The 23,136-nt window shown below is 71.2% G+C and carries 23 protein-coding genes and 1 pseudogene; 12 read left to right on the top strand and 12 right to left on the bottom strand.

Annotated features, from left to right (window positions below):
• Positions 1-111 precede the first annotated feature (111 nt).
• From OHT61_RS25945 to OHT61_RS25900, 10 genes are all read left to right on the top strand, one after another.
• A complete protein-coding gene (locus tag OHT61_RS25945) occupies positions 112-1,809 on the top strand; it encodes a nitrite/sulfite reductase (protein ID WP_329041523.1) in 1,698 nt (565 codons plus the stop codon).
• Positions 1,806-1,985 carry a hypothetical protein gene (locus OHT61_RS25940; RefSeq protein WP_329041521.1) on the top strand — a complete coding sequence of 60 codons (180 nt, stop codon included), beginning with the start codon at positions 1,806-1,808 and terminating at the stop codon, positions 1,983-1,985. Before OHT61_RS25945 ends, OHT61_RS25940 begins: the two co-directional genes overlap by 4 nt.
• A complete protein-coding gene (locus tag OHT61_RS25935; RefSeq protein ID WP_329041520.1) occupies positions 1,982-2,698 on the top strand; it encodes a phosphoadenylyl-sulfate reductase in 717 nt (238 codons plus the stop codon). Before OHT61_RS25940 ends, OHT61_RS25935 begins: the two co-directional genes overlap by 4 nt.
• The gene (gene cysC, locus OHT61_RS25930; RefSeq protein ID WP_329041519.1) at positions 2,698-3,267 is read left to right on the top strand and encodes an adenylyl-sulfate kinase; all 570 of its coding nucleotides are present in this window, start codon (positions 2,698-2,700) and stop codon (positions 3,265-3,267) included. Before OHT61_RS25935 ends, cysC begins: the two co-directional genes overlap by 1 nt.
• Positions 3,264-4,199: a sulfate adenylyltransferase subunit CysD gene (gene cysD / locus OHT61_RS25925; protein WP_329041517.1), complete on the top strand. Its 936-nt coding sequence runs from the start codon at positions 3,264-3,266 to the stop codon at positions 4,197-4,199. The genes cysC and cysD overlap by 4 nt, the downstream gene beginning before the upstream one ends.
• A 200-nt stretch (positions 4,200-4,399) precedes the next feature.
• Positions 4,400-5,737 (top strand): sulfate adenylyltransferase subunit 1, encoded by a 1,338-nt coding sequence (locus OHT61_RS25920; protein ID WP_329041516.1) that lies wholly within the window; start codon positions 4,400-4,402, stop codon positions 5,735-5,737.
• A 234-nt stretch (positions 5,738-5,971) separates the two neighbouring features.
• Positions 5,972-7,087 (top strand): aliphatic sulfonate ABC transporter substrate-binding protein, encoded by a 1,116-nt coding sequence (locus OHT61_RS25915; protein ID WP_329041515.1) that lies wholly within the window; start codon positions 5,972-5,974, stop codon positions 7,085-7,087.
• 49 nt (positions 7,088-7,136) lie between these two features.
• Positions 7,137-7,928, top strand: coding sequence for an ABC transporter ATP-binding protein (locus tag OHT61_RS25910; protein WP_329041514.1), 792 nt, complete (start codon positions 7,137-7,139; stop codon positions 7,926-7,928).
• Positions 7,915-8,793, top strand: a complete 879-nt coding sequence (locus OHT61_RS25905; RefSeq protein WP_329041513.1) for an ABC transporter permease — start codon at positions 7,915-7,917, stop codon at positions 8,791-8,793. The genes OHT61_RS25910 and OHT61_RS25905 overlap by 14 nt, the downstream gene beginning before the upstream one ends.
• Before the next feature lie 6 nt (positions 8,794-8,799).
• Positions 8,800-9,552, top strand: coding sequence for a sirohydrochlorin chelatase (locus tag OHT61_RS25900; RefSeq protein WP_329041511.1), 753 nt, complete (start codon positions 8,800-8,802; stop codon positions 9,550-9,552).
• Positions 9,553-9,558: 6 nt separating this feature from the next.
• Here OHT61_RS25900 and OHT61_RS25895 read toward each other — a convergent pair whose 3' ends face one another.
• From OHT61_RS25895 to OHT61_RS25860, 8 genes are all read right to left on the bottom strand, one after another.
• A complete protein-coding gene (locus OHT61_RS25895) occupies positions 9,559-9,741 on the bottom strand; it encodes a hypothetical protein (protein WP_329041510.1) in 183 nt (60 codons plus the stop codon).
• Between the two features lie 182 nt (positions 9,742-9,923).
• Positions 9,924-10,556: a mycothiol-dependent nitroreductase Rv2466c family protein gene (locus OHT61_RS25890; protein WP_329041508.1), complete on the bottom strand. Its 633-nt coding sequence runs from the start codon at positions 10,554-10,556 to the stop codon at positions 9,924-9,926.
• 83 nt (positions 10,557-10,639) lie between these two features.
• Positions 10,640-11,224, bottom strand: coding sequence for a TIGR03086 family metal-binding protein (locus OHT61_RS25885; protein ID WP_329041506.1), 585 nt, complete (start codon positions 11,222-11,224; stop codon positions 10,640-10,642).
• Between the two features lie 68 nt (positions 11,225-11,292).
• The gene (locus tag OHT61_RS25880) at positions 11,293-12,294 is read right to left on the bottom strand and encodes a ketopantoate reductase family protein (protein ID WP_329041503.1); all 1,002 of its coding nucleotides are present in this window, start codon (positions 12,292-12,294) and stop codon (positions 11,293-11,295) included.
• Positions 12,295-12,388: 94 nt separating this feature from the next.
• Entirely contained in the window at positions 12,389-13,303 is a 915-nt protein-coding gene (locus OHT61_RS25875) for a S1 family peptidase (protein WP_329041502.1), read from the bottom strand.
• A gap of 552 nt (positions 13,304-13,855) precedes the next feature.
• Positions 13,856-14,239: a nuclear transport factor 2 family protein gene (locus OHT61_RS25870; RefSeq protein ID WP_329041501.1), complete on the bottom strand. Its 384-nt coding sequence runs from the start codon at positions 14,237-14,239 to the stop codon at positions 13,856-13,858.
• Positions 14,232-14,780 carry a DUF1697 domain-containing protein gene (locus tag OHT61_RS25865; protein ID WP_329041500.1) on the bottom strand — a complete coding sequence of 183 codons (549 nt, stop codon included), beginning with the start codon at positions 14,778-14,780 and terminating at the stop codon, positions 14,232-14,234. The genes OHT61_RS25870 and OHT61_RS25865 overlap by 8 nt, the downstream gene beginning before the upstream one ends.
• A gap of 100 nt (positions 14,781-14,880) precedes the next feature.
• The gene (locus OHT61_RS25860; RefSeq protein WP_329041499.1) at positions 14,881-16,083 is read right to left on the bottom strand and encodes a S8 family peptidase; all 1,203 of its coding nucleotides are present in this window, start codon (positions 16,081-16,083) and stop codon (positions 14,881-14,883) included.
• Between the two features lie 855 nt (positions 16,084-16,938).
• Between OHT61_RS25860 and OHT61_RS25855 the strand changes: the two genes are divergently transcribed.
• Entirely contained in the window at positions 16,939-17,340 is a 402-nt protein-coding gene (locus OHT61_RS25855) for a hypothetical protein (RefSeq protein WP_329041498.1), read from the top strand.
• A gap of 349 nt (positions 17,341-17,689) precedes the next feature.
• On the opposite strand, the pseudogene mgt reads toward OHT61_RS25855, so the two are convergent.
• The 4 genes and pseudogenes from mgt to OHT61_RS25835 all read right to left on the bottom strand — a co-directional run bounded on the left by mgt (position 17,690) and on the right by OHT61_RS25835 (position 22,137).
• Positions 17,690-18,974 (bottom strand): annotated as a pseudogene (gene mgt, locus OHT61_RS25850) (macrolide-inactivating glycosyltransferase).
• A gap of 93 nt (positions 18,975-19,067) precedes the next feature.
• Positions 19,068-20,363, bottom strand: a complete 1,296-nt coding sequence (locus OHT61_RS25845) for an ABC transporter substrate-binding protein (RefSeq protein ID WP_329041496.1) — start codon at positions 20,361-20,363, stop codon at positions 19,068-19,070.
• Complete coding sequence (locus OHT61_RS25840; protein ID WP_329041494.1) at positions 20,363-21,202, bottom strand: carbohydrate ABC transporter permease; 840 nt, start codon at positions 21,200-21,202, stop codon at positions 20,363-20,365. The genes OHT61_RS25845 and OHT61_RS25840 overlap by 1 nt, the downstream gene beginning before the upstream one ends.
• Positions 21,199-22,137, bottom strand: coding sequence for a carbohydrate ABC transporter permease (locus OHT61_RS25835; protein ID WP_329041493.1), 939 nt, complete (start codon positions 22,135-22,137; stop codon positions 21,199-21,201). Before OHT61_RS25835 ends, OHT61_RS25840 begins: the two co-directional genes overlap by 4 nt.
• A gap of 125 nt (positions 22,138-22,262) precedes the next feature.
• Between OHT61_RS25835 and OHT61_RS25830 the strand changes: the two genes are divergently transcribed.
• Positions 22,263-23,129 (top strand): aminoglycoside phosphotransferase family protein, encoded by an 867-nt coding sequence (locus OHT61_RS25830; RefSeq protein ID WP_329041492.1) that lies wholly within the window; start codon positions 22,263-22,265, stop codon positions 23,127-23,129.
• Positions 23,130-23,136: the final 7 nt, after the last annotated feature.

Raw genomic sequence — 23,136 nt, 5'->3', positions numbered from 1 at the left:
GTCTCCAGCACCGCGACCTCCTGATTCCGCTCCATCCCTGCGCACCGCCGCGCCTTACCGCGGGTGTGCAGTTCAGAGCCGCCCTCCTGCAGTCCCGAAGGACGTATAGCCATGGCCGCCACCCCTGAGAAGCCTGCTACCGCCACGCCCCGCCGCAAGGCCGGACGTCACCGTGGTGAAGGTCAGTGGGCCATGGGTCACTTCACGCCGCTCAACGGGAACGAGCAGTTCAAGAAGGACGACGACAGTCTCAACGTGCGGACACGTATCGAGACGATCTACTCCAAGCGCGGTTTCGACTCCATCGACCCGAACGACCTGCGCGGGCGCATGCGCTGGTGGGGCCTGTACACGCAGCGGCGCCCCGGCATCGACGGCGGCAAGACCGCCGTGCTGGAGCCGGAGGAGCTGGACGACCGCTACTTCATGCTCCGGGTGCGCATCGACGGCGGCAGGCTGACGACCGCGCAGCTGCGGGTCATCGGTGAGATCTCCGAGGAGTACGCCCGCGGCACCGCCGACATCACCGACCGGCAGAACGTCCAGCTGCACTGGATCCGCATCGAGGACGTCCCGGCCATCTGGGCGAAGCTGGAGGCCGTGGGCCTCTCGACCACGGAGGCGTGCGGGGACTGCCCGCGGGTCATCATCGGTTCGCCGGTGGCGGGCATCGCCGCGGACGAGATCGTCGACGGCACACCCGCGGTCGACGAGATCCACGACCGCTACATCGGCAGCAAGGAGTTCTCCAACCTGCCCCGCAAGTTCAAGACGGCGATCTCCGGCTCGCCGGTCCAGGACGTGGTCCACGAGATCAACGACATCGCGTTCGTCGGCGTCGACCACCCCGAGCACGGCCCCGGCTTCGACCTGTGGGTCGGCGGCGGGCTGTCCACCAACCCGCGCTTCGCCGAACGCCTGGGCGCCTGGGTGCCGTTGGACGAGGTCCCCGACGTCTGGGCCGGCGTCGTCGGTATCTTCCGCGACTACGGCTACCGCCGTCTGCGCACGCGTGCCCGCCTGAAGTTCCTGATGGCCGACTGGGGTCCGGAGAAGTTCCGGCAGATCCTCCAGGACGAGTACCTCAAGCGCCCGCTGCTGGACGGACCGGCTCCGGCCCAGCCCTCGTCCCGCTGGCGCGACCACATCGGGGTGCACGCCCAGCAGGACGGCCGCTTCTACGTCGGATTCGCGCCGCGCGTCGGCCGGGTGGACGGCTCCACCCTGGCGAAGATCGCCGATCTGGCCGAGGCGCACGGCTCGGGCCGGGTACGCACCACGGTCGAGCAGAAGATGATCATCCTGGACGTCGAGCAGGACCAGGTCGCTTCCCTGACCGCCGGACTGGAGGCACTGGACTTCCAGGTGAACGCCTCCCCGTTCCGACGCGGCACGATGGCCTGCACGGGCATCGAGTTCTGCAAGCTGGCGATCGTCGAGACGAAGGCGCGGGGCGCCTCGCTCATCGACGAACTGGAGCGCCGCATGCCGGACTTCGAGGAGCCGCTCACCATCAACATCAACGGCTGCCCGAACGCATGCGCCCGCATCCAGACCGCGGACATCGGCCTCAAGGGCCAGCTCATGCTCGACGGTGACGGCAACCAGGTCGAGGGCTACCAGGTGCACCTCGGCGGCGCCCTCGGGCTGGAGGCCGGGTTCGGCCGCAAGGTGCGCGGCCTGAAGGTCACCGCGGCCGAACTGCCCGACTACGTCGAGCGGGTGCTCGGCAACTTCCAGGAGGAGCGCGAGGAGGGCGAGCGCTTCGCGACCTGGGCGGCCCGCGCCGGAGCGGAGTCGCTGTCATGAGCGAGCGGGCCGCGCCATTCTACTGCCCGTACTGCGGGGACGAGGACCTGCGCCCCCACGAGGCGGGGCACGGCGCCTGGGAATGTGCTTCCTGCAATCGCGCGTTCCAGCTGAAGTTCCTGGGCCTGCTGGCCCAGGGCCTGCGGCGCGACGACGTTGAAGGGGACGGGACATGACGGACACTCTGCGAACCGGCCGGCTCACCGACGAGGGCCTGAGGGAACTGGCCGTACGGGCGGGGCAGGACCTCGAGGACGCCTCCGCGAGCGACATCCTGAAGTGGGCCGCCGACACCTTCGGCACGGCCTTCTGCGTCACCTCCTCCATGGAGGACGCGGTCGTCGCCCACCTGGCGTCCCGGGTCCTGCCCGGCGTGGACGTCGTCTTCCTGGACACCGGCTACCACTTCGAGGAGACGATCGGCACGCGCGACGCGGTCGGCGCCGTGATGGACGTCAACCTCATCACGCTGACGCCGCGTCAGTCGGTCGCCGAACAGGACGCCGAGTACGGCCCCCGGCTCCACGACCGTGACCCCGACCTCTGCTGCGCACTCCGCAAGGTGAAGCCGCTGGAGGAAGGGCTCACCGGCTACGCGGCCTGGGCGACCGGTCTGCGCCGCGACGAGTCACCCACCCGCGCCGGCACCCCGGTCGTGGGCTGGGACGAGAAGCGCCGCAAGGTCAAGGTCTCCCCCATCGCGCGGTGGACCCAGGACGACGTGGACACGTACGTCGCCGAACACGGCGTCCTGACCAACCCCTTGCTCGACGACGGCTACGCCTCGGTCGGCTGCGCGCCCTGCACCCGCAGGGTGCTGGCGGGCGAGGACGCCCGGGCCGGCCGTTGGGCCGGGCGCGGCAAGACCGAATGCGGGCTGCACGGCTGATGACGACTGATCAGGAGATATCGATGAGCGTGACGGAGACGGGAGCCACCGTCTGGCTCACCGGTCTGCCGAGCGCCGGCAAGACCACCATCGCGTACGAACTGGCGGGCCGGCTGCGGGCGGACGGGCACCGGGTCGAGGTGCTCGACGGAGACGAGATCCGGGAGTTCCTCTCCGCGGGCCTCGGCTTCTCCCGCGAGGACCGGCACACCAACGTGCAGCGCATCGGCTTCGTCGCCGAACTGCTGGCCGCCAACGGTGTGAAGGCCCTCGTCCCGGTCATCGCCCCCTACGCCGACAGCCGTGACGCGGTGCGCAAGCGTCATCAGCGGGAGGGCACGGCCTACGTGGAGGTGCACGTCGCCACACCGGTCGAGGTGTGCTCCGAGCGCGATGTGAAGGGGCTGTACGCCAAGCAGGCGGCGGGCGAGCTCACCGGTCTCACCGGGGTCGACGACCCCTACGAGGCCCCTGAGTCCCCGGACCTGCGGATCGAGTCGCACCAGCAGACCGTGCAGGAGTCCGCAGCGGCGCTTCGCGCGCTGCTCACCGAGAGGGGCCTGGCGTGAGCACCGTCGCCACCGTGCCGGAAGGCACCGTCAACCCGTACGCGCTCAGCCACCTGGACTCCCTGGAGTCGGAGGCGGTGCACATCTTCCGTGAGGTGGCGGGTGAGTTCGAGCGGCCGGTGATCCTCTTCTCCGGCGGCAAGGACTCGATCCTGATGCTCCACCTCGCGCTGAAGGCGTTCGCCCCGGCGCCCGTCCCGTTCACGCTGCTGCACGTGGACACCGGGCACAACTTCCCCGAGGTCCTCGACTACCGCGACCGCACCGTCGAGAAGCACGGGCTGCGCCTGCACGTGGCCTCCGTCCAGGAGTACATCGACGCCGGCAAGCTCCGCGAGCGGCCCGACGGCACGCGCAACCCGCTGCAGACGGTCCCGCTCACCGAGGCCATCCAGCAGCACCGCTTCGACGCCGTGTTCGGCGGCGGCCGCCGCGACGAGGAGAAGGCGCGGGCCAAGGAGCGGGTCTTCTCGCTGCGCGACGAGTTCTCCCAGTGGGACCCGCGCCGCCAGCGACCCGAGCTGTGGCAGCTCTACAACGGCCGGCACGCCCCCGGTGAGCACGTCCGGGTCTTCCCGATCTCCAACTGGACCGAGCTCGACGTCTGGCAGTACATCGAGCGCGAGGGCATCGAGCTCCCGGAGATCTACTTCGCCCACGAGCGGGAGGTCTTCAGCCGTTCGGGCATGTGGCTGACCGCCGGCGACTGGGGCGGCCCCAAGGAACACGAGACGGTCGAGACCCGCCAGGTGCGGTACCGCACCGTCGGGGACATGTCCTGCACCGGCGCCGTCGACTCCGACGCCACGACCCTGGACGCCGTGATCACCGAGATCGCCGCCTCCCGGCTCACGGAGCGGGGCGCGACCCGCGCCGACGACAAGATGTCCGAGGCCGCGATGGAGGACCGCAAGCGCGAGGGGTACTTCTGAGGGCCTCCCGGGCGGACCACGCCGGGGCCGCGTGCCCCGGCGCGCCACCTCACGGCGCCGCCGCCGGCCTTCCCGGAGCTCTCGGCTCCGTTCGGGCGGGCCGGGACCCGACCGCTCCACCCGCCCCCTTCCTCCGCCCTGCGACGCACGGCACCCGACCCCGCTCCCCGAACCGGCCTGATCCACACGAGAGGCCCGCCATGACCACCACCACCGAGCAGCTCTCGGCCACCACCCTGCTGCGCTTCGCCACGGCCGGCTCCGTCGACGACGGCAAGTCCACGCTCGTCGGACGCCTGCTGCACGACTCCAAGTCGGTCCTCACCGACCAGCTGGAGGCCGTCGCGCTGGCCTCCACCAACCGCGGCCAGGAGGCACCCGACCTGGCCCTGCTGACGGACGGTCTGCGGGCCGAGCGCGAGCAGGGCATCACCATCGACGTGGCCTACCGCTACTTCGCCACCCCGCGGCGCCGCTTCATCCTGGCCGACACCCCAGGGCACGTGCAGTACACCCGCAACATGGTGACCGGCGCGTCCACCGCGGAGCTGGCCGTCGTCCTGGTCGACGCCCGCAACGGCGTGGTGGAGCAGACCCGCCGGCACGCGGCGGTCGCCGCGCTGCTGCGGGTCCCGCACGTCGTCCTCGCCGTGAACAAGATGGACCTCGTGGACTACGCGGAGCCCGTGTTCGCCGCGATAGCCGAGGAGTTCACCGCGTACGCCGCCTCCCTGGGCGTCCCGGAGATCACCGCGATCCCGATCTCGGCGCTGGCGGGGGACAACGTGGTGGAGCCGTCCGCCCACATGGACTGGTACGGCGGCCCGACGGTCCTGGAACACCTGGAGACGGTCCCGGTCAGCCACGACCTCACCGAGTGCCACGCCCGTTTCCCGGTCCAGTACGTGATCCGCCCGCAGACCGCCGAGCACCGCGACTACCGGGGATACGCGGGTCAGATCGCGGCCGGGGTGTTCCGGGTCGGGGAGAGCGTCGCCGTGCTGCCGTCCGGGCGCACGACGACGATCGAGGGGATCGACGCGCTCGGGGTGGGCGTCGACACCGCCTGGGCGCCGCAGTCGGTGACGATCCGGCTGGCCGACGACATCGACGTCTCGCGGGGCGACCTGATCGCCCCGGTGGGCGACTCGCCCGCCGTCACCCAGGACGTCGAGGCGACGGTCTGCCACGTGGCCGACCGCCCGCTCACCGTGGGCCAGCGGGTGCTGCTCAAGCACACCACGCGTACGGTCAAGGCGCTCGTGAAGGACATCCCGTCGCGCCTGACGCTGGACGACCTGTCCCAGCACCCGGCGCCCGGGCAGCTCGTGGCCAACGACATCGGCCGGGTCGTGGTTCGTACCGCCGAGCCCCTCGCGCTCGACGCCTACGCGGACTCGCGGCGCACCGGCTCCTTCCTGCTGATCGACCCCGCCGACGGCACGACGCTGTCGGCCGGGATGGCGGGCGCGTCGTTCGCCACCACCACCGAGGCGGACGCGGACGCGGCCGCCCAGGACGCGGAGTGGGACTTCTGATGACCGACGACTTCTTCTCGACCTTCGCGAAGGAGGGCGGCCGCGTCGGCAGCGGCGCCCTCGGCAGCGGCCAGGGCGGGGTCGGGCGATGTGCGTGATGACGTACGCGCACTGCCTGCGCGCCCGCTCGTACCACCGGCACCGCCAGTTCAGACGAAGACCTGCCGACCACCCGGCCGCGCCACCCGGTTTCCGGGGGATGTGAGAACCGGGCCGACGAGAGGAAAGCCTCCCGTGCCTGCCACCCGTACCACCATCCGCCGCAGCCTCGCCGCTGCCGCCGCACTCCCGCTGCTCGCCGTGGCGCTCACCGCCTGCGGTTACGGATCCGAGGCGAAGGACGACGACGGTGACAAGTCGAACGTCTCCGCCGACGGGAAGAAGCTCTCCACGGACACCGTGAAGATCGGGTACTTCCCGAACCTCACGCACGCCACCGCCCTGGTCGGCATCCAGGAGGGCCTCATCGCCAAGGAGCTGGGCGGCACCACGGTCAAGCCCTCGACGTTCAACGCCGGGCCCTCCGAGATCGAGGCGCTCAACGCGGGTTCGATCGACATCGGCTTCATCGGCCCCTCGCCCTCGATCAACGGCTACAGCAAGTCCAAGGGCCAGAGCCTGCGGATCATCGGCGGTTCGGCGTCGGGCGGCGTGAAGCTGGTCGTCGACCCGAAGAAGATCAAGACCCTGGACGACCTCAAGGGCAAGAAGATCGCCACCCCGCAGCTCGGCAACACCCAGGACGTGGCCTTCCTCAACTGGATCAGCGAGAAGGGCTGGAAGGTCGACGCCCAGAGCGGAAAGGGCGACGTCTCGGTCGTCCGCTCGGACAACAAGGTCACCCCGGACGCCTTCAAGTCGGGTTCCCTGGACGGCGCCTGGGTTCCGGAGCCGACCGCCTCCAAGCTGGTCGCCGAGGGCGGCAAGGTCCTGCTCGACGAGTCGAAGCTGTGGCCGGACGACAAGTTCGTCATCACGAACATCATCGTGTCGCAGAAGTTCCTCTCCGAGCACCCCGACGTCGTCGACGCGGTGCTGCGCGGCACGGTGAACACCAACAAGTGGATCAACGCCAACCCTGACAAGGCGAAGGCCTCGGCCAACAGCGCCCTGGAGAAGCTCAGCGGCAAGGCGCTCCCCGCCGACGTCCTCGACCCGGCGTGGAAGTCGATCCAGATCACCGACGACCCGCTGGCCGCGACGCTCCAGGCGCAGGCGGACCACGCGGTGAAGGCCGGTCTGCTGGAGAAGCCCGACCTGGCCGGCATCTACGACCTGAGGCCGCTGAACAAGATCCTCGAGGCCGCGGGTCAGCCCGCGGTCGCCGACGCCGGTCTCGGCGCCGAGTAGCCCACCCGACCGCACCAGGAATCCTGACGTCTCCCAGGAGGTGACGACCATGGCGACCACCACCCTCACCAAGGCCGAGGACCGTGCAGCGGTCGAGTACGCCGCCCGCATCACGCATGTCTCGAAGTCCTTCGCCGGACCCACGGGGCAGCAGCTCGTCCTGGACGACATCACACTCGATGTCGCTCCGGGCGAGTTCGTCACCCTCCTGGGAGCGTCCGGGTGCGGTAAGTCCACCCTGCTCAACCTGGTCGCGGGGCTCGACCGCCCGACCGCGGGGTCCATCGAGACCCCCGGCGGGCGGCCGGCCCTGATGTTCCAGGAGCACGCCCTCTTCCCTTGGCTGACCGCGGGCAAGAACATCGAACTGGCCCTGCGGCTGCGCGGGGTGCCCAAGGCGGACCGCCGCCCCGAGGCCGAGCGCCTGCTCGAACTCGTGCGCCTGAGCGGGGCGTACGGCAAGCGGGTGCACGAGCTCTCGGGCGGCATGCGCCAGCGCGTGGCGATGGCCCGCGCGCTCGCCCAGGACAGCCAGCTGCTGCTGATGGACGAACCGTTCGCGGCTCTCGACGCCATCACCCGGGACGTGCTGCACGACGAGCTGACGCGGATCTGGCACGAGACGAACGCGTCGGTCCTCTTCGTCACCCACAACGTGCGCGAGGCCGTACGGCTCGCGCAGCGCGTCATCCTGCTCTCGTCGCGCCCCGGCCGCATCGCGCGCGAGTGGACGGTGGACATCGAGCAGCCGCGCCGCATCGAGGACACCGCCGTCGCGGAGCTGTCCGTCGAGATCACCGAACAACTGCGTGGGGAGATCCGCCGCCATGGCCAGCACTGATACGAAGGCCGACGACCTGGCCGGACTCGAAGCGGGCCTCGACGCGCTCGACGCCGTGCAGGTGCGCAGGACCCCGGCCCGCGAGATCCTGCGCGACAAGGTCCTGCCGCCGGTCACCGCGGTCGTCCTCGTGGTCCTGGTCTGGCAGGTGCTCGTCTGGGCGAAGGTCACCGACGACTACAAGCTCCCTCCCCCGGCCGCGGTCTGGGACAGCCTGACCGACATGTGGGTGCAGGGCACCCTCCTGGAGGTGGTCTGGACCAGCGTGTCGCGCGGTCTGCTCGGCTTCGTGATGGCCGTCGCGATCGGCACACCGCTCGGTCTGCTGGTGGCGCGGGTGACGGTGGTGCGGGCGGCGATCGGCCCGATCCTGTCCGGTCTGCAGTCCCTGCCGTCGGTGGCATGGGTGGCTCCGGCCATCATCTGGCTGGGCCTGGACGACAAGACGATGTACGCCGTGATCCTGCTCGGCGCCGTGCCCTCCGTGGCCAACGGCCTGGTCTCGGGGGTCGACCAGGTGCCGCCGCTGTTCCTGCGTGCGGGCCGCACGATCGGGGCGACGGGGCTGAAGGGGACGATCCACATCGTGCTGCCGGCCGCGCTGCCCGGCTATCTGGCGGGCCTCAAGCAGGGATGGGCGTTCTCCTGGCGCTCGCTCATGGCCGCCGAGATCATCGCGTCCTCGCCCGATCTCGGCCTGGGCCTCGGCCAGTTGCTGGAGAACGGCCGGAACAACTTCGACATGCCGGGGATCTTCCTGGCCATCCTCCTCATCCTGTTCGTCGGCATCGCGATCGACCTGCTGATCTTCAGCCCGCTGGAGCGGCGGGTCCTGCGCAGCCGCGGTCTCCTGGTCAAGGGCTGAGCGGCGATGGCCTCACCCGTACTCCTCGTCGTCGCCCACGGCAGCCGTGACCCGCGGCACGCGGCGACCGTGCACGCGCTCACCGCGCGGGTGCGGTCGCTGCGGCCCGGGCTGCGCGTGGAGACGGGCTTCCTGGAGTTCAACGCCCCGTCGGTACCCCGGGTCCTGGAGCGCCTGGCCTCCGAGGGCGCGGGCGAGGTCGTCGCGCTTCCGCTGCTGCTGACCCGCGCCTTCCACGCCAAGACGGACATCCCCGCCGTGCTGCACGAGGCACGGACCCGGCTCCCCGGGCTGCGGATCACCCAGGCGGGTGTCCTCGGCCCGTCACCCCTGCTGAACGCGGCGCTGGAGCAGCGGCTCGCCGAAGCGGGGCTCTCGCCCGCCGACAGGCCGACGACCGGGCTCGTCCTGGCGTCGGCGGGCTCCACGGACCCGGAGGCGAGCGCGGTGATCGCTGACATCGCGCGGGAGCTGCGGCACACCGGTTGGTGCGCCGTGCGGCCCGCGTTCGCCTCCGCATCTCTTCCCCGCACCGCCGACGTGGTGCGGGCCCTGCGGGCCGACGGCGTACGGCGGGTCGCGGTCGCCCCGTACGTCATCGCCCCCGGGCGCCTGCCCGACCGGATCGCGGCGGGCGCGCGGGAGGCCGGGGCCGATGCTCTGGCCGCCGTCCTCGGGCCGTCCCCCGCGCTGGCGCGGCTGCTGCTGACCCGGTACGACGAGGCGCGTGTCGTGGCGCCGGGGGCGATGAGCGCTTAGGCGTGCCTACGCCTGGCCGGGCTCTCGTGCCGGGCCCGGCACGAGCCGGCTCAACCGGTAGGTGGTCGGATACGTCAGGCGTCCGCAGAGGGTGTCGATCCGGAGCTTCGACTCGTCGACCCGCTCCGGCCGGGCGCGCAGTCTCCGCAGGTGGGCGTGGAACTCGGCCGCGTCTTGGGTTTCGTACACCGTCTGCCAGTGTCCGTCTCCGGGATGGGCCGGCATTCCCGGCCGCCGCTGACGTTTCCGCTTGCGCTGTCCTGGCACGGTCCCAGCATCCATGGCCCCGGCGCCGCTGTGCAAGGCCAGGGAGGATGCCCGGCCGCCGCCCGGCGGCGGGCCGTGCCCACGGACTCCCCGAGTGCGCGGCCTCAGCCCGCGTCCAGGCTCCCGGTGCGCTCCCGCTTCAGCTCGAAGAAGTCCGGGTGGCCTGCGAGGACGCGGAAGCTGTCGAAGAGCCGGGCCGCTTCCTCCCCCCGCGGCACCGAGTTGAGGACCGGTCCGAACCAGACGGTGCCGTCGACGTGGATCGTGGGGGTGCCGACGTACGAGCCTGCGGCGGGGTCCATTCCCCGTTCGTGGCTGCGACGCACCTCGTCGTCGTACGCGTCGGTGTATGCGGCGCGGGCCAGGGCGGCGGGCAGGCCGAGTTCGGCGAGCGACGCGGCGACGACCTCGTCGAAGTCCTCGCTCTTCTCGCGGTGGATGCGGTTGCCCAGGGCGGTGTAGAGGTCCCGGAGCACACCGGTGCCGTGCGCCGCCGCAGCCGCGACGGCGACACGCACCGGGCCGATCGACCTGTCGACCAGTTCCCGGTACCAGCCGGGGAGTTCGTTGCCCGCGTTGTGCAGGAAGAGGCTCATGACGTGGAAGCGGAGCTCGATGTCCCGCTCCCTCTCCACCTCCAGCATCCAGCGGGAGGTGATCCAGGCGAACGGGCACGCCGGATCGAAGTAGAAGTCGACGGCCGTCCGGCCCGTGTCCGTGTTCGCGGGGTCGGTCATGCCGGAAGCCTAGGCATGGTGTGGTTCGCGGCTCTGGGCCAATCACCCTCTGCTCCGACGGGCCACATACTTCTGACATGACGTCAGGCAGGTTCCACCCACTGGGGATCGCGTCCGCTGAGCGCCAGAGCGCGGACCAGATCGGGCGAGCCGTCGGGCAGGGTGACCGCCCCGGCGAAGCCCTCGTAGTGCCGGTACAGGGCGGCACTCGATGCGACGGACTCCAGGACGTACGCCGCCGCCGGCCCGGTGAGCCCGAACTCCTGGCCGGTGGCGCGGGCCACGTCCCAGCCGTGCAGCGTGATCTCCATGATGAGCATCCGGGCGGTCTCCGCGGCCGGTGACGAGCCGTGGCCGGTGTCGATGGTGCCCTCCCAGACCGCGGGATCCGACCAGGCGGCGACCGCCCGCTCCAGTTGCGCCGCGTAACGTTCCGCCCAGTCCGGGTCCGCCGTGAAGTCACGGCCCGTCAGTTCGCCGGCGATGGGTACGCGCAGGGCGCGGCACTCCAGGCCGTAGGCGGTGTACAGCACCCAGTGGTTGATCAGTTCCCGCAGGTCCCATCCCTCGCAGGGAGTGGCTGCGGCAGTCGGAGTGCCGCTCGCTCCGCGGGCGATCCGGGCGGACTCGGCCGCGCATTCGGTCATGGAGGCGTACGCGTTCTTCATGCGGCCCATCGTGGATCCGGACCGGGCCGCCGGTCTTGAACAAACGCGACACCCGGACGCCGCAGGGCTCAGGACACCGCGTCGGCCAGCGCGGTGAGTTCCGCGACGGTCATGGACCCGGCGGCGCGCCGCTCGCGGGCGAAGGTGTCGGCGGTGCGCCGGAGGACGTCGTTGACGGGTGTCGGGACACCGTGCAGCCGCCCGAGGAGGGCGATCTCCCCGTTGAGGTAGTCGGCCTCGATCGTCCCCGTGCCCCGGGCGAGGCTCTGCCAGGACGACCCGCCGCCCCGCGCGGAGCCGTCGAACGGGTCGAAACGGATCCTGCCGCCGCGAGCCGCCTCCTGCTCCTCGCTCCCGGTGGCCTCGATACCGGCGGCCCGGAGCACCGCCTGCCCCTCCGCCCGCGCCCTGCCGAACAGCGCGCGGCCCTCGGGGCTGTCGAGCACCCCGGTGGCCGCCTCGATCGCGTTGGCGAGGTTGGACAGCAGCTTGGCGTACTTCCAGCGCATCACGTCGGGGACGACGGGTGCCTCCAGTCGGGCCTTCTCCCAGTCCGCGGCGATCGCGCGCACGGTGTCGTCGGTGCCGGACGGATAGCGGCCGAGGTGCAGGATGCCGGTGAGCGGCGCTCCGGCGGCGACGACCCTGCCGGGCTCGACGAAGGTCGCGGGGAGGTAGACGCAGCAGGCGTAGACGCGGTGGAAGCGGCGCAGGGCCAGGCGTTCGCTCTCGACTCCGTTCTGTGCGCAGACCAGGGGCAGACACTCCCCCGCGGTGCCGCCGCCCTGCACGGGGGCGGCGCTCCACGTGTCGAGCGCCCCGGTGGCGTCCTGTGTCTTCACCGCGAGGACGAGGACGTCGTCACGCTCCAGGCGCAGCTCGGCCGGTCCGTCGACGACGGGGAGGCGGTGCGTGCGCGTCCCCTCGGGTGTGGTGAGGCTCAGCCCGTCCTCGCGCAGAGCGGCGTACTGCGCACCGCGCGCGACGAGCACCACCTCGTGGCCCGCCTCGGCCAGCCGTCCGCCGATGGCGCCGCCCACGGCGCCCGTTCCCACGATGATGTAGCGCATGCGGGCGAGCCTCGCACAGGGCCGCGTCCCCCGGGAAGCGGGAACGGCAACGGGCCGCGCTCGAAGAGCGCGGCCCGTCGGGCAGGGGTGGTGCCTAGAAGACGCTGACGCCGTAGGCGTTCAGCGCCTCGACGACCGGCTGGAAGAAGGTGGTTCCACCCGAGCTGCAGTTGCCGCTGCCGCCCGAGGTGAGGCCGAGTGCCGTGCTGCCGGCGAAGAGCGAGCCGCCGCTGTCGCCGGGCTCGGCGCAGACGTTGGTCTGGATCAGACCGGAGACGATGTCACCGCCGCCGTAGTTGACCGTCGCGTTCAGGCCGGTGACGGTGCCGCTGTGGACGCCGGTGGTGGAGCCGCTGCGCTTGACGGCCTGGCCGACACTGGGGTTGGCCGCGGTGGTGATGTCCTGGTAGCTGCCGTTGTAGAGGTAGACCCGGCCGTCGGCGGCCGAGGCGTTGGAGTGCCGGATCAGCCCGTAGTCGTTGCCCGGGAAGCTGGTGCCGGCCCGGGTGCCGAGCAGGGTGGTCTGGCCGGAGTTGGTGTACCAGGTGCTGCCTATCTCGGTGCAGTGCCCGGCGGTCAGCGCGTAGTAGGTGCTGCCGCTGCGGACGTTGAAGCCCAGGGAGCAGCGTCCGCCGCCGGCGTAGATGGCCTGGCCGCCCGCGATGAGCTTGTTGAAGGTGCCGTCGGTGTGCTTGACGTCGGCCTTCGCGCCCGAGTCGGCGACCGACTTCTTGATCGTGGCGATCTCCGCGGCGCTGACCGTGCTGTCGACGGTGACGACGACCTTGCCGGTGCTCGCGTCGGTGTACCAGGCGGTGCCGGCGATGTCGGCGCCGCGCACGGCCGAACTGGCCGAGCTGAGTTCCGCCTTCGTCACGGTGTCCGATGCGGCCTGGGCCACGGCGGTGGGGGCCGCAAGCGCCACGGCGGTGACCAGACCTGAGGTCGCGGCGATGAGGCGAGCACGTCTGGAGAGCGAACCGAGGGGGGCGAAGCGCTTGAAGGTCACAGGATCCTCCGTCTTGGGGGGTGTCCGGTCCGCTGGGTGGGCGGACCGAGTGCTGTGCGGTTCTCCACGGCCAGGTGGGTCTGGTCGTGAACCTGCCAACCGCACGCCCCGAATACTTGACTCCGGTCGGTCCGGTGGCAAGGCCCCCTTCCGGACCGTGGCGGAGAACGGACCGTGAACCCCGTGATGCGTGAAGGTGCCCTCCGAACGCCGGCGTCCGCTCAACGAACGGGCTCCGCGTGCGAATTGCAGCAAAGCGTAAAGCGGGCAGCGGACGTCGGTTCCTGTCTACGCGCATCGCGTTCACACACGCCGCGACGGCCCGGCTGCGGGACGAAGGGAGCCCCCGGCAGCCCGGGCCGGAGCCGTCGGGACCCTGTCCGTTCAGGCTCTTTACCAGCCTTTTGCCCAGGCACCCCGGTTGGCCGGAATCCGTCCTTCCGGCGAGAACCGGCCGCGACCGGCGGACGGATCGGACCGGGGGCGCACTCTTGCGGGCCGGGCACGGCCTGTGCTGGGAGGCCCGGACACCTCCGGGAGGTCGGGCGACGCTCAGAACTCGGCGAACGGATCGTCGATGAACGGGGTGGCCTGGTGGAAGTAGAGGAGCCAGCCGTGCCCGGTCAGCCGCCACAGCGAACTGCGGTGGGAGCGCAGGCCCCTGGACTCGGTGTCGAAGGTGAGGTGCACCAGGTCGGGTGCGAGCCGGTCGCCCCTCATCCGGGACGCGGTGAGGGTCACGGGGCGCGGCGCCCCGGGGTCCGTGAGCATGGCGATGATCGAGTCCCGCTCCCACAGCCGCCCACTGGTGCCGATCTCACGGAAGTCGGGGTGCAGCAGGGCGGACAGCTGGTCCGCGGAGGCCCGCACCACCGGATCGAGGAGGCGGAGTTCACCCTCGATGGCCGCGGCCACTCCCGGCGCGGGCTCAGTCACGCGTCATCTCCACCAGTCTGACCACGGTGTTCCAGTTACGGCTGGTCGCCACGAGCCCGCGGTTGAGGGCGGGGCGCCCCAGCGCGACGGCCAGCTTGGAGCGGCCGAGCCCTTCGGGCGCGTACAGGTAGAGGGCCCGGTCACCCAGGCGGAACTCCTCGGGGTGGAACGCCTCGGCGTCGAGCGGGGCGAAGCGGGCGTCGTCGACGGCCCGGTCGAAGTAGGTGACGTGCAGTTGCCTGGGCTCCAGCTCGCCGGCGGGGAAGGGGCAGCCGTCCGCCACGTCCGCGAGATAGGCGCCGGGGCGCACGAGACAGTCGACCGGAAAGCCGAACCGTTCCTCGATGGCCCGCTCGATGCCCACGGCCAGGGCCTTCTCGTCGCCCGCCGCACTGCGGAACACGGCGTTTCCGCTCTGCAGGTACGTCGCCACGTCCTCGTGGCCCAGCTCTCCGAGCACTGTGCGGAGTTCCGCCATGGGGACCCGCCGGTGGCCGCTGACGTTGACCCCGCGCAGCAGCGCCGCGTACATCGTGCTCATGTCCCCACCCTAGGGCTTCGGTTCCTCATCGGCCCGGATGGCCCTGCCGACGGCCGCCGCGCCCCGTGGGGGAGGGCACGGCGGCCGTCGCGCACTCGCGCTACTCGACGATCTTCAGGAGCTTGTTCGCCGTGCCCTCGGTCGCGTTGCCGATGGCGTCCGGGGTCGCGCCCCCGGTGAGCGCCGTGGCGACCGCTTCGGGCGTGGCGTCCGGGTGCCCGCCCAGGTACACGGCGGCCGCGCCGACGACGTGCGGGGTCGCCATGGAGGTCCCGGAGATGGTGTTGGTGGCGTCGTCGCTCTCGTTCCAGGCGGACGTGATGTCCGAGCCCGGGGCGTAGATGTCCACGACGGAGCCGAAGTTGGAGAACGACGACTGCTCGTCGTCCTTGGTGGAGGAGGCGACGGTGATGGCCTCGGGGACACGGGAGGGCGAGCCCTCCCCCGCGTCGCTCGACTCGTTGCCGGCGGCCACCGCGAAGGTGACACCGGAGGCGATCGCCTTCTGCACGGCCGCGTCGAGTGCCGGGTCGGCGCCTCCACCCAGGCTCATGTTGGCGACGGACGGCCCCTTGTGGTTCGCGGTGACCCAGTCGATACCGGCGACGACCTGCTCGGTCGTGCCCGAGCCGGCGTCGTCCAGCACCCTGACGGCCACGATCTTGGCCTTCTTGGCGACGCCGTGCGCGGAACCGGCGATGGTCCCGGCCACGTGCGTGCCGTGTCCGTTGCCGTCGTCGGCATCGTCGTCGTTGTCCACGGCGTCGAAGCCCGAGGTTGCCCGGCCCCCGAAGTCGGTGTGGGTGACGCGGACACCGGTGTCGATGACGTAGGCGGTGACGCCGTCGCCCGCGGCGTCCGGGTAGGTGTAGGCGCCGTCCCCGGCGGTCTCGGCCTGGTCGATCCGGTCCAGACCCCAGGACGGCGGGTTGTCCTGCGTGGCGTCGATGTGGAACTTCTTGTTCTGGACGACCTTGGCCACGGCCGGGTCCGCGGCGAGCCGCTTGGCCTCGGTGTCCGAAAGGCCGCTGGCGGAGAACCCGTTGATGGCGGAGCTGTAGGTGCGCTTCAGCTTGCCGCCGTACTCCTGGGCGAGATCGGCCTTGTCGGCCTTCTTGTCCAGCATCACGATGTAACTGCCGGAGACGGCGGAGGCCGCGTCGGCGCCGTAGACGGTGCCCATCGCGGGAGCGGGAGCGGCCCCCGCGAACTGGGTGGTGAAGAGGGTGACACCGGCGGCGGCCGCGACTGCGGTTATCGACGCGGTGAGCTTGAGCGAGCGAGCGCGCTTGTGAGTTGCCATGAAGAGGGGTCTCCTCGTCATTCTTTGTGGGGGGATTGACCCCCGGCCGGAAGATCTCCGGGGGTTGGGTCGAAACACTGCTCGATTGACGCGCGCAGATCAAGACCTTCATGCAGCCGTCACGCAGTCGGCAAGCTTTCGCCACACAAAACCCGCACAGGCAGGGCCATTCCAGGCATCGCGGCCCGTTTCAGCCACCCCGGCGCAGCCCGACTGAGACGTGAGCCCGCCGGACAAGCCCGGCCGGCGGCCGACAGCCCCACTCCCCACCGAGCGACCGGCGACAGGAACGGCGGGCTTCGTTCCGCGCGTCGGGCTGACGACACACCTCACACCCCGGCACTCACACGTGTGAACGGAATGCAGCCCATGCGGCACATGAGCCACGCCCGACGACCCACCGCCGGCAGTCACGTATCGCACCTGCGGCGGCATCCGGCCGACCCCCTCGGCGCTGCCACACGAGGAGGGCGGGCCGCGTTCGACCATGGAACGGCGGCGCCGGCAGTCACCCCGGGGCCTCAGTCGAGCATCCGTCAGTGACGTCAAGCCCCTTGGCCGCGGATGTCTCCCGCCCCACACTCGCCCGACCGCCGGAGCGCCGAACGAAGCACCCCAAAACAAGCCCTGCCTCAATAAATTGACGGCCTATCACCTCAAACATACAATTGCCTGGTCAAGCACACGTTTGACAAGTCACTCGCCAATCGTGCCGGTTGCACGACTGGCCGCAGGAACGGCAGGTGCGCATCGATGCTGTCGCCCCGTTCGCGACCCGACTGGCTGAAGACCGGGACGTGCGCACGGCTTGCCCGTGGAAGCGCCGAGATCCCCTTGATACACCCGAGGAAGAAAATGACTGAGCGTCGCCCCAGCAAGCTGTTCAAGTTCGGTACCGCCATGGTCCTCACCGTGGGGGCGCTGACGGCCGCCGCGGCTTCGCCGGCCGTCGCCGACGGATCGCCGACCACGCAGGGCTGCACCAAGTTCTACAGCTACGGCAAGACGCAGGTCCAGGTGGACAACTGCCCGGGCAGCGGCAGGGCCAGCTGGGCCTGGATCAGCCGCCCCTACGACGGTGCGGTTGACGCGGCCAAGATCCAGCTCCACCTGGCGAACAACACCTATCCCCAGCTGACGACGGCGGCCGGGTCCTCTGCCAGCGCGGACTACGACAGCGACGTCGCCAGCTTCTCGATCTGCGAGCGGAACAAGTCGACGTCGTACTGGAGCTGCTCGGGTTCCTTCGGCGTCTAGTGTCGCAGCGGCCGGACGTGACTCCTGGGTGCTCCGGACAGTGACGGGTGACGAGGGCCGCCCGGTCCGGGATCTCCGCGATCCGTCACATCGTCAGATCGAGTGATTCCGAAGAACTTTGAGTCGTTCGCGGCCGCCCACGCATCGCCCGCCGGCCCCGGCGGGCGATGCGTGTTTCCGCACGCCCCGCGCGGATGCCTGCCCTTTTGGTGCCCGCTGGGGCCCGCGCGCCGAGGGTGCGCCCGGGGCGGCCCACCCGCGAGCGATCTCTTCCACGGCGTGTCACACGTCCGCCGGCGGGGTCCGCGGTCGTAGCGCACGATGGAGCCGCGCGGGGCAGGACGTGGCCCTATCGGGCCGAGAGCTCGGCCTCGACGAGGTCGGCCGCCCGCCGCGTGCCCCCCTCGCCCCGCATCCGCTCCCCGATCCGTGCGAGCCTCGCCGCCACCTCGGAATCGTCCACCAGGTCGAGGACGGCAGCCCGCAGGGCCGCCGCGTCGGCCTCCTTCTTCGGCAGATGCCTGGCGACCCCAAGGGACTGGAGCATGTCCGCGTTGCCGAACTGATCGACGGCCTGCGGCACCGCCACCATCGGCGTACCGGTGGCGAGTCCCTCCTGGCTGCCACCCGCACCCGCATGGGTGACGAAGGCGTCCGCCTGCTTCAGCACGGACAACTGCGGTACCCAGGGGTGTACTTCGATGTTCGCCGGTACGTGCCCGAGTTCGGCGGGGTCGACGTGGGCACCGATCTGCAGCACGACGTGCCAGCCGGGCAGGTCGCCGAATGCCTCGACGCACGCGCGGTAGAACTCCGGCTCGCCCGTGAACGACGAACCGAGCGAGACGAGCAGGACCTTCCCGGCGCCGGCCGGCCGCTCCCACTCCCCCTGGCCGGCGCGGTCACCCTGGCAGGCCCCGACGAAGGTGAACCTGTCGTGGTCCACACGGTCGGCGTTCGGCTGGAGCGCTTCCGGGATCAGCACCAGACCTCGGCGCGGCCGGGCCACGAAGTCGTCGGACGAGAGGTCGCCGAGGCCGTTCGCGGCGAGCCAGTCCGCGAAACGTGCGTAGTAGGCGCGGCCCCGTTCCGTCTGCTTCAGTCCGGCGGTGGCCGGCTCCCCCACCTCCTCGGCGTAGCCCTCCCAGGGGACGAGGTTGGGCCACAGCTGGACGGCGGGCACGCCCCACCGGTGGGCGAGCACCCGGGCCGGGTAAGCGGTGATGTCGTGCAGGACGAGATCCGGCTCGTCGCCGTCGAACGCCTCGGCCAGGTGCGGAAGGGCCTGGACGGCGTCGGCGAGGAACGGCTCCAGGTGGTCGATGAGTTCCGTGCCCCAGCCCTCGGGCGTGGTGGGCAGTACGGAGGTGTAGATCACCGGCTCCGCCCCGGTGGCCGCGATCGTGTCCGCGAAGGAGGCGGGGATGGCGTAGCTGACACGGTGCCCACGGGCGACGAGCTCCCGGATCACCTCGAGACTCGGGTTCACATGCCCGTGGGCGGCGATGGAGAACATGGCGATGTGGGCACGCGGAGTCGGGGTCATGGTGTCGACGATAAACGAGACGGCACGTCTCGTCTAGTTGGTTTCCGGCACGGCGGCACCCGGCCGGGTCAGCACGGGCGGCGGTCACCGTCAGCCGTCGGGCACCGATCGGGCGGCGGTCACCGTCAGCCGTCGGGCACCGATCACCCCTGGACCGCCACTGGCAGCCCTGGGCGCCGGATCAGCGCTGGTAGCGGTCGAGCACCCGGTTGCCGTCCTCGACCAGGCGCTTCTTCAGCTCCTCGGTGCCGATGGCCCCGCTGTAGTACTCCTGGAGCGCGGGGGTGGCCACCTTGTCCTTCCACTCGGGGTAGCCGCGCACCGCCTGCGCGGGGGCCGGGCGCAGCGCGCGGGCCAGGGCCGTCCCGGTCGCCCAGCCGTTCTCCGCCACGTGCAGGGCCGGGTCCGCCAGCGCCCGGGTGCCGGTCGGCAGCATCCAGTCGCCCCTGGCCAGACGCACCATGTTCGCCGGGCGCAGCATGAAGTCGATGAACTGCGCGGCTTCCCTCTTGTGCGGGCTGTCCTGCGCGACCGAGAGGGTCTGCGGGCTGACACCCTGGGCGATGCCATCGCTGCCCGACGGCGTGGGGAGCACCGTCCACTCGAAGCCCTCGGGCGCCTGCTCGACGACCTGCTGGCGGTAGGAGAAGCCCAGCGGGACCATGGCGTACCTGCCCCCGAAGAAGCCGGGGAGTGTGTCCGAACCTCCCATGCCCAACGCCGTCCGGGCCGCGCTGCCGTCGGAACCGACCTGGTCGCGGACCGTACGGGGCATGACCCCGTCACCCTCGTCGAAGCGGATCTCCACCTTGCCGTCGGCGCCGCGGTGGAAGAGCTGCCCGCCGGCCGACAGTCCGAGGTTGAGGGTGACGGAGACCGGCTCCTTGAGCGGCCAGGCGACGCCGTACCGCCCCTTCCCGCTCAGCTCGGCGGTCACCTCCCGGAACTCGTCCCAGGTCCACGGCTCCTGCGCAGTCGGAATCCGTACGCCCGAGGCGTCGAGGATCTTCTTGTTCGCGATCAGGACCTTCGGTTCCTGGAGGAACGGGACCCCGTAGACGCCGTCGCCGAAGGTGGTGGTAGCCCAGGACCGCTCCGGGATGTCCTCCGTCAGCCTGCGGGGCAGGAGGGTGCGCAGGTCGGCGAGGTAGCCGCCGTACGCGAAGTCCGCGAGGTCGTCGGAGGCGTCGTGGATGATGTCCGGCGCCTCGCCGCCCTCGAAGGAGGTGAGCAGTTGGTCGTGGACGTTGTCCCAGCTGCCCTGGACGTAGTCGACCTGGACGTCGGGGTGTCCGGCGTTCCACTCCCGCACGAGTCGCCTGTTGGCGTCCACCGACTCCTTCTGCCAGGCGAGCGACTGGAAGCTGAGCCGGATCGTGCCGTCGGCGTCCGTGCCGCCTCCGTCGTCGCCGGAGCAGCCCGAGAGCAGGAGGGCGAGGGCGGTGGCGAGCACCGCGGCCGTCGCGGGGAGCCGCATCAGTGCTTCACCGCCCCGGCGGCCAGACCGCCCGTGATCCGCTTCTGGATGACCGCGAAGAGGACGAGGGAGGGCAGGGTGGCGAGGAACGCGGCGGCGGCGAGCGGGCCGAGGTCGGCCACCCCTTCCGCGCCGAGGAAGTGGGTGAGTACGACCGGCAAGGTCTGCTTCTCCGGGGTCTTGAGGAGGACGAGGGCGAAGAAGAACTCGTTCCAGGCGGTGATGAACGCGAACAGTGCCGTGGCGACGATCCCGGGGGCCAGCAGCGGCGCGGTGACGAAGAGGAGGGTGCGCGCCTTTCCGGCCCCGTCGACCGCCGCCGCCTCCTCGAGTTCGGGCGGCACGGCACGGACGTAACCGGCCAGCATCCACAGCGCGAAGGGCAGCGACCAGACGACGTACACCAGGATCAGCCCCCACAACGAGTTGATCAGGTGCAGGTTCTTCAGGACGAGGAAGAGCGGAATGATCACCAGGACGAAGGGGAACGCCTGGCTGATCACGACCCACCCGGTGGCGGCCGTGGCCATCCGCCCCCGGTGACGCGCCATCACGTAGGCCATGGGCGTGGCGATGACCACGGCGATCAGTGCCGCGCAGAGCGCGGCGGTGAGCGAGTTGGCCGCGGCCCTGAGCAGCGGCTGCTCGTCGAAGGCCTGCCGGAAGTTGTCCAGGGTCGGGTCCCGGGGGATCCAGGTCGGGTGCAGCGACCCCAGCTCGCGAGCCGGTTTGAAGGCGGTGGAGATCAGCCACAGGAAGGGGAAGGCCAGGAAGACGAGGTAGCACAGCAGCGCGGCGTACTGCCCGGCGCGCGCGGTTCTGCCCGTACGCAGACTCATGCGTCCTCGCCTCCCCTGAGACGGCCGGCGAGGTGGACCGCGAGGAGCACCGAGATGACGGCCACCATCACGCAGCCCATCGCGGCGGCGTAGCCGAACTGCCCGTAGCGGAATGCCTCTTCGTACGCGAAGAGCATCGGCAGCCGGGTGCGGCCGCCGGGACCGCCGCTGGTCAGGACGTAGACCAGGGCGAAGGAGTTGAAGTTCCAGATCAGGTTGAGGGCGCTGATGGCCAGTGCCACCGGCCTGAGGGCGGGCCAGGTGACGGTCCGGAAGCGGCGCCAGGCTCCGGCACCGTCCAGGGCGGCCGCCTCGTGGAGTTCGTGCGGGGTGTTCTGGAGTCCCGCGAGGAGCGCGACGGTCGTCTGGGGCATGCCGGCCCAGACACCGACGACGATCACGGCGGGCAGGGCGGTGGCGAGACCGGTCAGCCAGTCACGGCCGTCCCCGAACCCGAGGTCGCGGATCGTCTCGTTCAGGATGCCCGCGTCGGGGTTGTAGACGAGGCGCCACATGATGCCGACGACCACCTCGGGCATGGCCCAGGGAATGATCGCCAGTGCCCTGGCGAGCCAGCGCATCCGGAGGTTCGCGTCGAGCAGCAGTGCGAGGCCGAGAGCGAGGACGAACTGCGGGACCGTGACCCCGGCCGCCCACAGCAGCCCGATCCGGAACGACTCCCAGAACAGGCCGTCGTGCAGCAGGTCCTGGAAGTTGAGGACGCCGACGAACTGTGTGGAGCGGGTGCGTCCCGACTGCGCGTCCGTGAAGGCCAGAGCGACGCCGTACAGCAGGGGGCCGACGCTGAGGATCAGGATCGGGATCAGCGCGGGCAGGACGAGGAACCACGTCGCCGCGTCCCGCCCCCGGCGCACACGCGGCCTCTCCGGGGGTACCTTGCGCCCGGACCGCGTCGTTGCGGTCGCCAGTGCCATGAATTCGACCCCTTTATCCGATTGGATCGGTTTCATACCCGTATGGCTGCCTGGGCGGCCTCCGTCATCGTGCTGACGGGCCGCCCGTTCGTCAAGGTGGCCTGCGAGGATGAGAAAATCCGGCCATGGACGAGATGCGCGCACGCGAGGTTCTGACCGCCGCCGGGCTGCCGGGTGGCGCCGGGCTCCTCGCGCTGGGCGAGAACGCGGTGTTCGCCGACGGCGACCTGGTGGTCAAGGTCGGCCGGGACGCGACCCACCACCCCGAGCTGCACGAGCGGGCCGCGCGTGAAGTGGCCGTGGCCCGCTGGCTGGCCGATTCGGGCGTGCCCGCCGTGCGGGCCGCCGAACCGGACGCCCGGGTGGTGGAGGGGCACCCCGTGACGCTCTGGCACCGGCTCCCGGACGCCGTGCGCCCGCCGCTGCCACGCGATCTGGCGCCGCTGCTCACGCAGGTGCACGCCCTGACCGCCCCCGTGGACTTCACGCTCCCGCGCCGCGAGCTGCTGGGCGGGGTCGAGCGCTGGCTGCGACTCGCGGGGGACGCGATCGACCCCGCCGACGCGGACTACCTGCGGGGCAGGCGCGACGGTTTCGCGAAGGCCGCGGCCGCCCTCGCCCCCCACCTGGCGCCGGGCCCCATCCACGGCGACGCCCTCCCCCGGAACGTCCACATCGGCCCCGACGGGCCGGTCCTGGTCGACCTGGAGACCTTCTCCTCCGATCTGCGCGAGCACGATCTGGTGGTCCTGGCGCTCTCCCGCGACCGGTACGGTCTGCCCGCCGACGCCTACGACGACTTCACCGAGGCCTACGGCTGGGACGTGCGCGCCTGGGAGGGGTGCGCCGTGCTGCGCGGCGCCCGTGAGACGGCGAGCTGCGCCTGGGTCTCCCAGCACGCCGCGGTGAACCCCAAGGCGCTGACGGAGTTCCGCCGCAGGGTGGCGTCGCTGCGCGAGGACGACCCCGAGGTGCGCTGGTACCCCTTCTGAGCGGGCG

The sequence above is a fragment of the Streptomyces sp. NBC_00178 genome (assembly GCF_036206005.1).
GTDB lineage: Bacteria > Actinomycetota > Actinomycetes > Streptomycetales > Streptomycetaceae > Streptomyces.
The sequence above is the reverse complement of the archived record's forward strand: the minus strand, read 5'-3'. Positions and strand labels throughout refer to the sequence as shown.

Coding starts and splice junctions, on each gene's coding strand:
- OHT61_RS25865 (WP_329041500.1), bottom strand. CDS start 14,780: ATGAGCACGATGTACGCGGCGCTGCTGCGCGGGGTCAACGTCAGCGGC.
- OHT61_RS25945 (WP_329041523.1), top strand. CDS start 112: ATGGCCGCCACCCCTGAGAAGCCTGCTACCGCCACGCCCCGCCGCAAG.
- OHT61_RS25905 (WP_329041513.1), top strand. CDS start 7,915: ATGGCCAGCACTGATACGAAGGCCGACGACCTGGCCGGACTCGAAGCG.
- OHT61_RS25935 (WP_329041520.1), top strand. CDS start 1,982: ATGACGGACACTCTGCGAACCGGCCGGCTCACCGACGAGGGCCTGAGG.
- OHT61_RS25910 (WP_329041514.1), top strand. CDS start 7,137: ATGGCGACCACCACCCTCACCAAGGCCGAGGACCGTGCAGCGGTCGAG.
- OHT61_RS25830 (WP_329041492.1), top strand. CDS start 22,263: ATGGACGAGATGCGCGCACGCGAGGTTCTGACCGCCGCCGGGCTGCCG.
- OHT61_RS25855 (WP_329041498.1), top strand. CDS start 16,939: ATGACTGAGCGTCGCCCCAGCAAGCTGTTCAAGTTCGGTACCGCCATG.
- OHT61_RS25860 (WP_329041499.1), bottom strand. CDS start 16,083: ATGGCAACTCACAAGCGCGCTCGCTCGCTCAAGCTCACCGCGTCGATA.
- OHT61_RS25885 (WP_329041506.1), bottom strand. CDS start 11,224: ATGAAGAACGCGTACGCCTCCATGACCGAATGCGCGGCCGAGTCCGCC.
- OHT61_RS25920 (WP_329041516.1), top strand. CDS start 4,400: ATGACCACCACCACCGAGCAGCTCTCGGCCACCACCCTGCTGCGCTTC.
- OHT61_RS25840 (WP_329041494.1), bottom strand. CDS start 21,202: ATGAGTCTGCGTACGGGCAGAACCGCGCGCGCCGGGCAGTACGCCGCG.
- cysC (WP_329041519.1), top strand. CDS start 2,698: ATGACGACTGATCAGGAGATATCGATGAGCGTGACGGAGACGGGAGCC.
- OHT61_RS25940 (WP_329041521.1), top strand. CDS start 1,806: ATGAGCGAGCGGGCCGCGCCATTCTACTGCCCGTACTGCGGGGACGAG.
- OHT61_RS25890 (WP_329041508.1), bottom strand. CDS start 10,556: ATGACCGACCCCGCGAACACGGACACGGGCCGGACGGCCGTCGACTTC.
- OHT61_RS25835 (WP_329041493.1), bottom strand. CDS start 22,137: ATGGCACTGGCGACCGCAACGACGCGGTCCGGGCGCAAGGTACCCCCG.
- OHT61_RS25900 (WP_329041511.1), top strand. CDS start 8,800: ATGGCCTCACCCGTACTCCTCGTCGTCGCCCACGGCAGCCGTGACCCG.
- OHT61_RS25845 (WP_329041496.1), bottom strand. CDS start 20,363: ATGCGGCTCCCCGCGACGGCCGCGGTGCTCGCCACCGCCCTCGCCCTC.
- OHT61_RS25880 (WP_329041503.1), bottom strand. CDS start 12,294: ATGCGCTACATCATCGTGGGAACGGGCGCCGTGGGCGGCGCCATCGGC.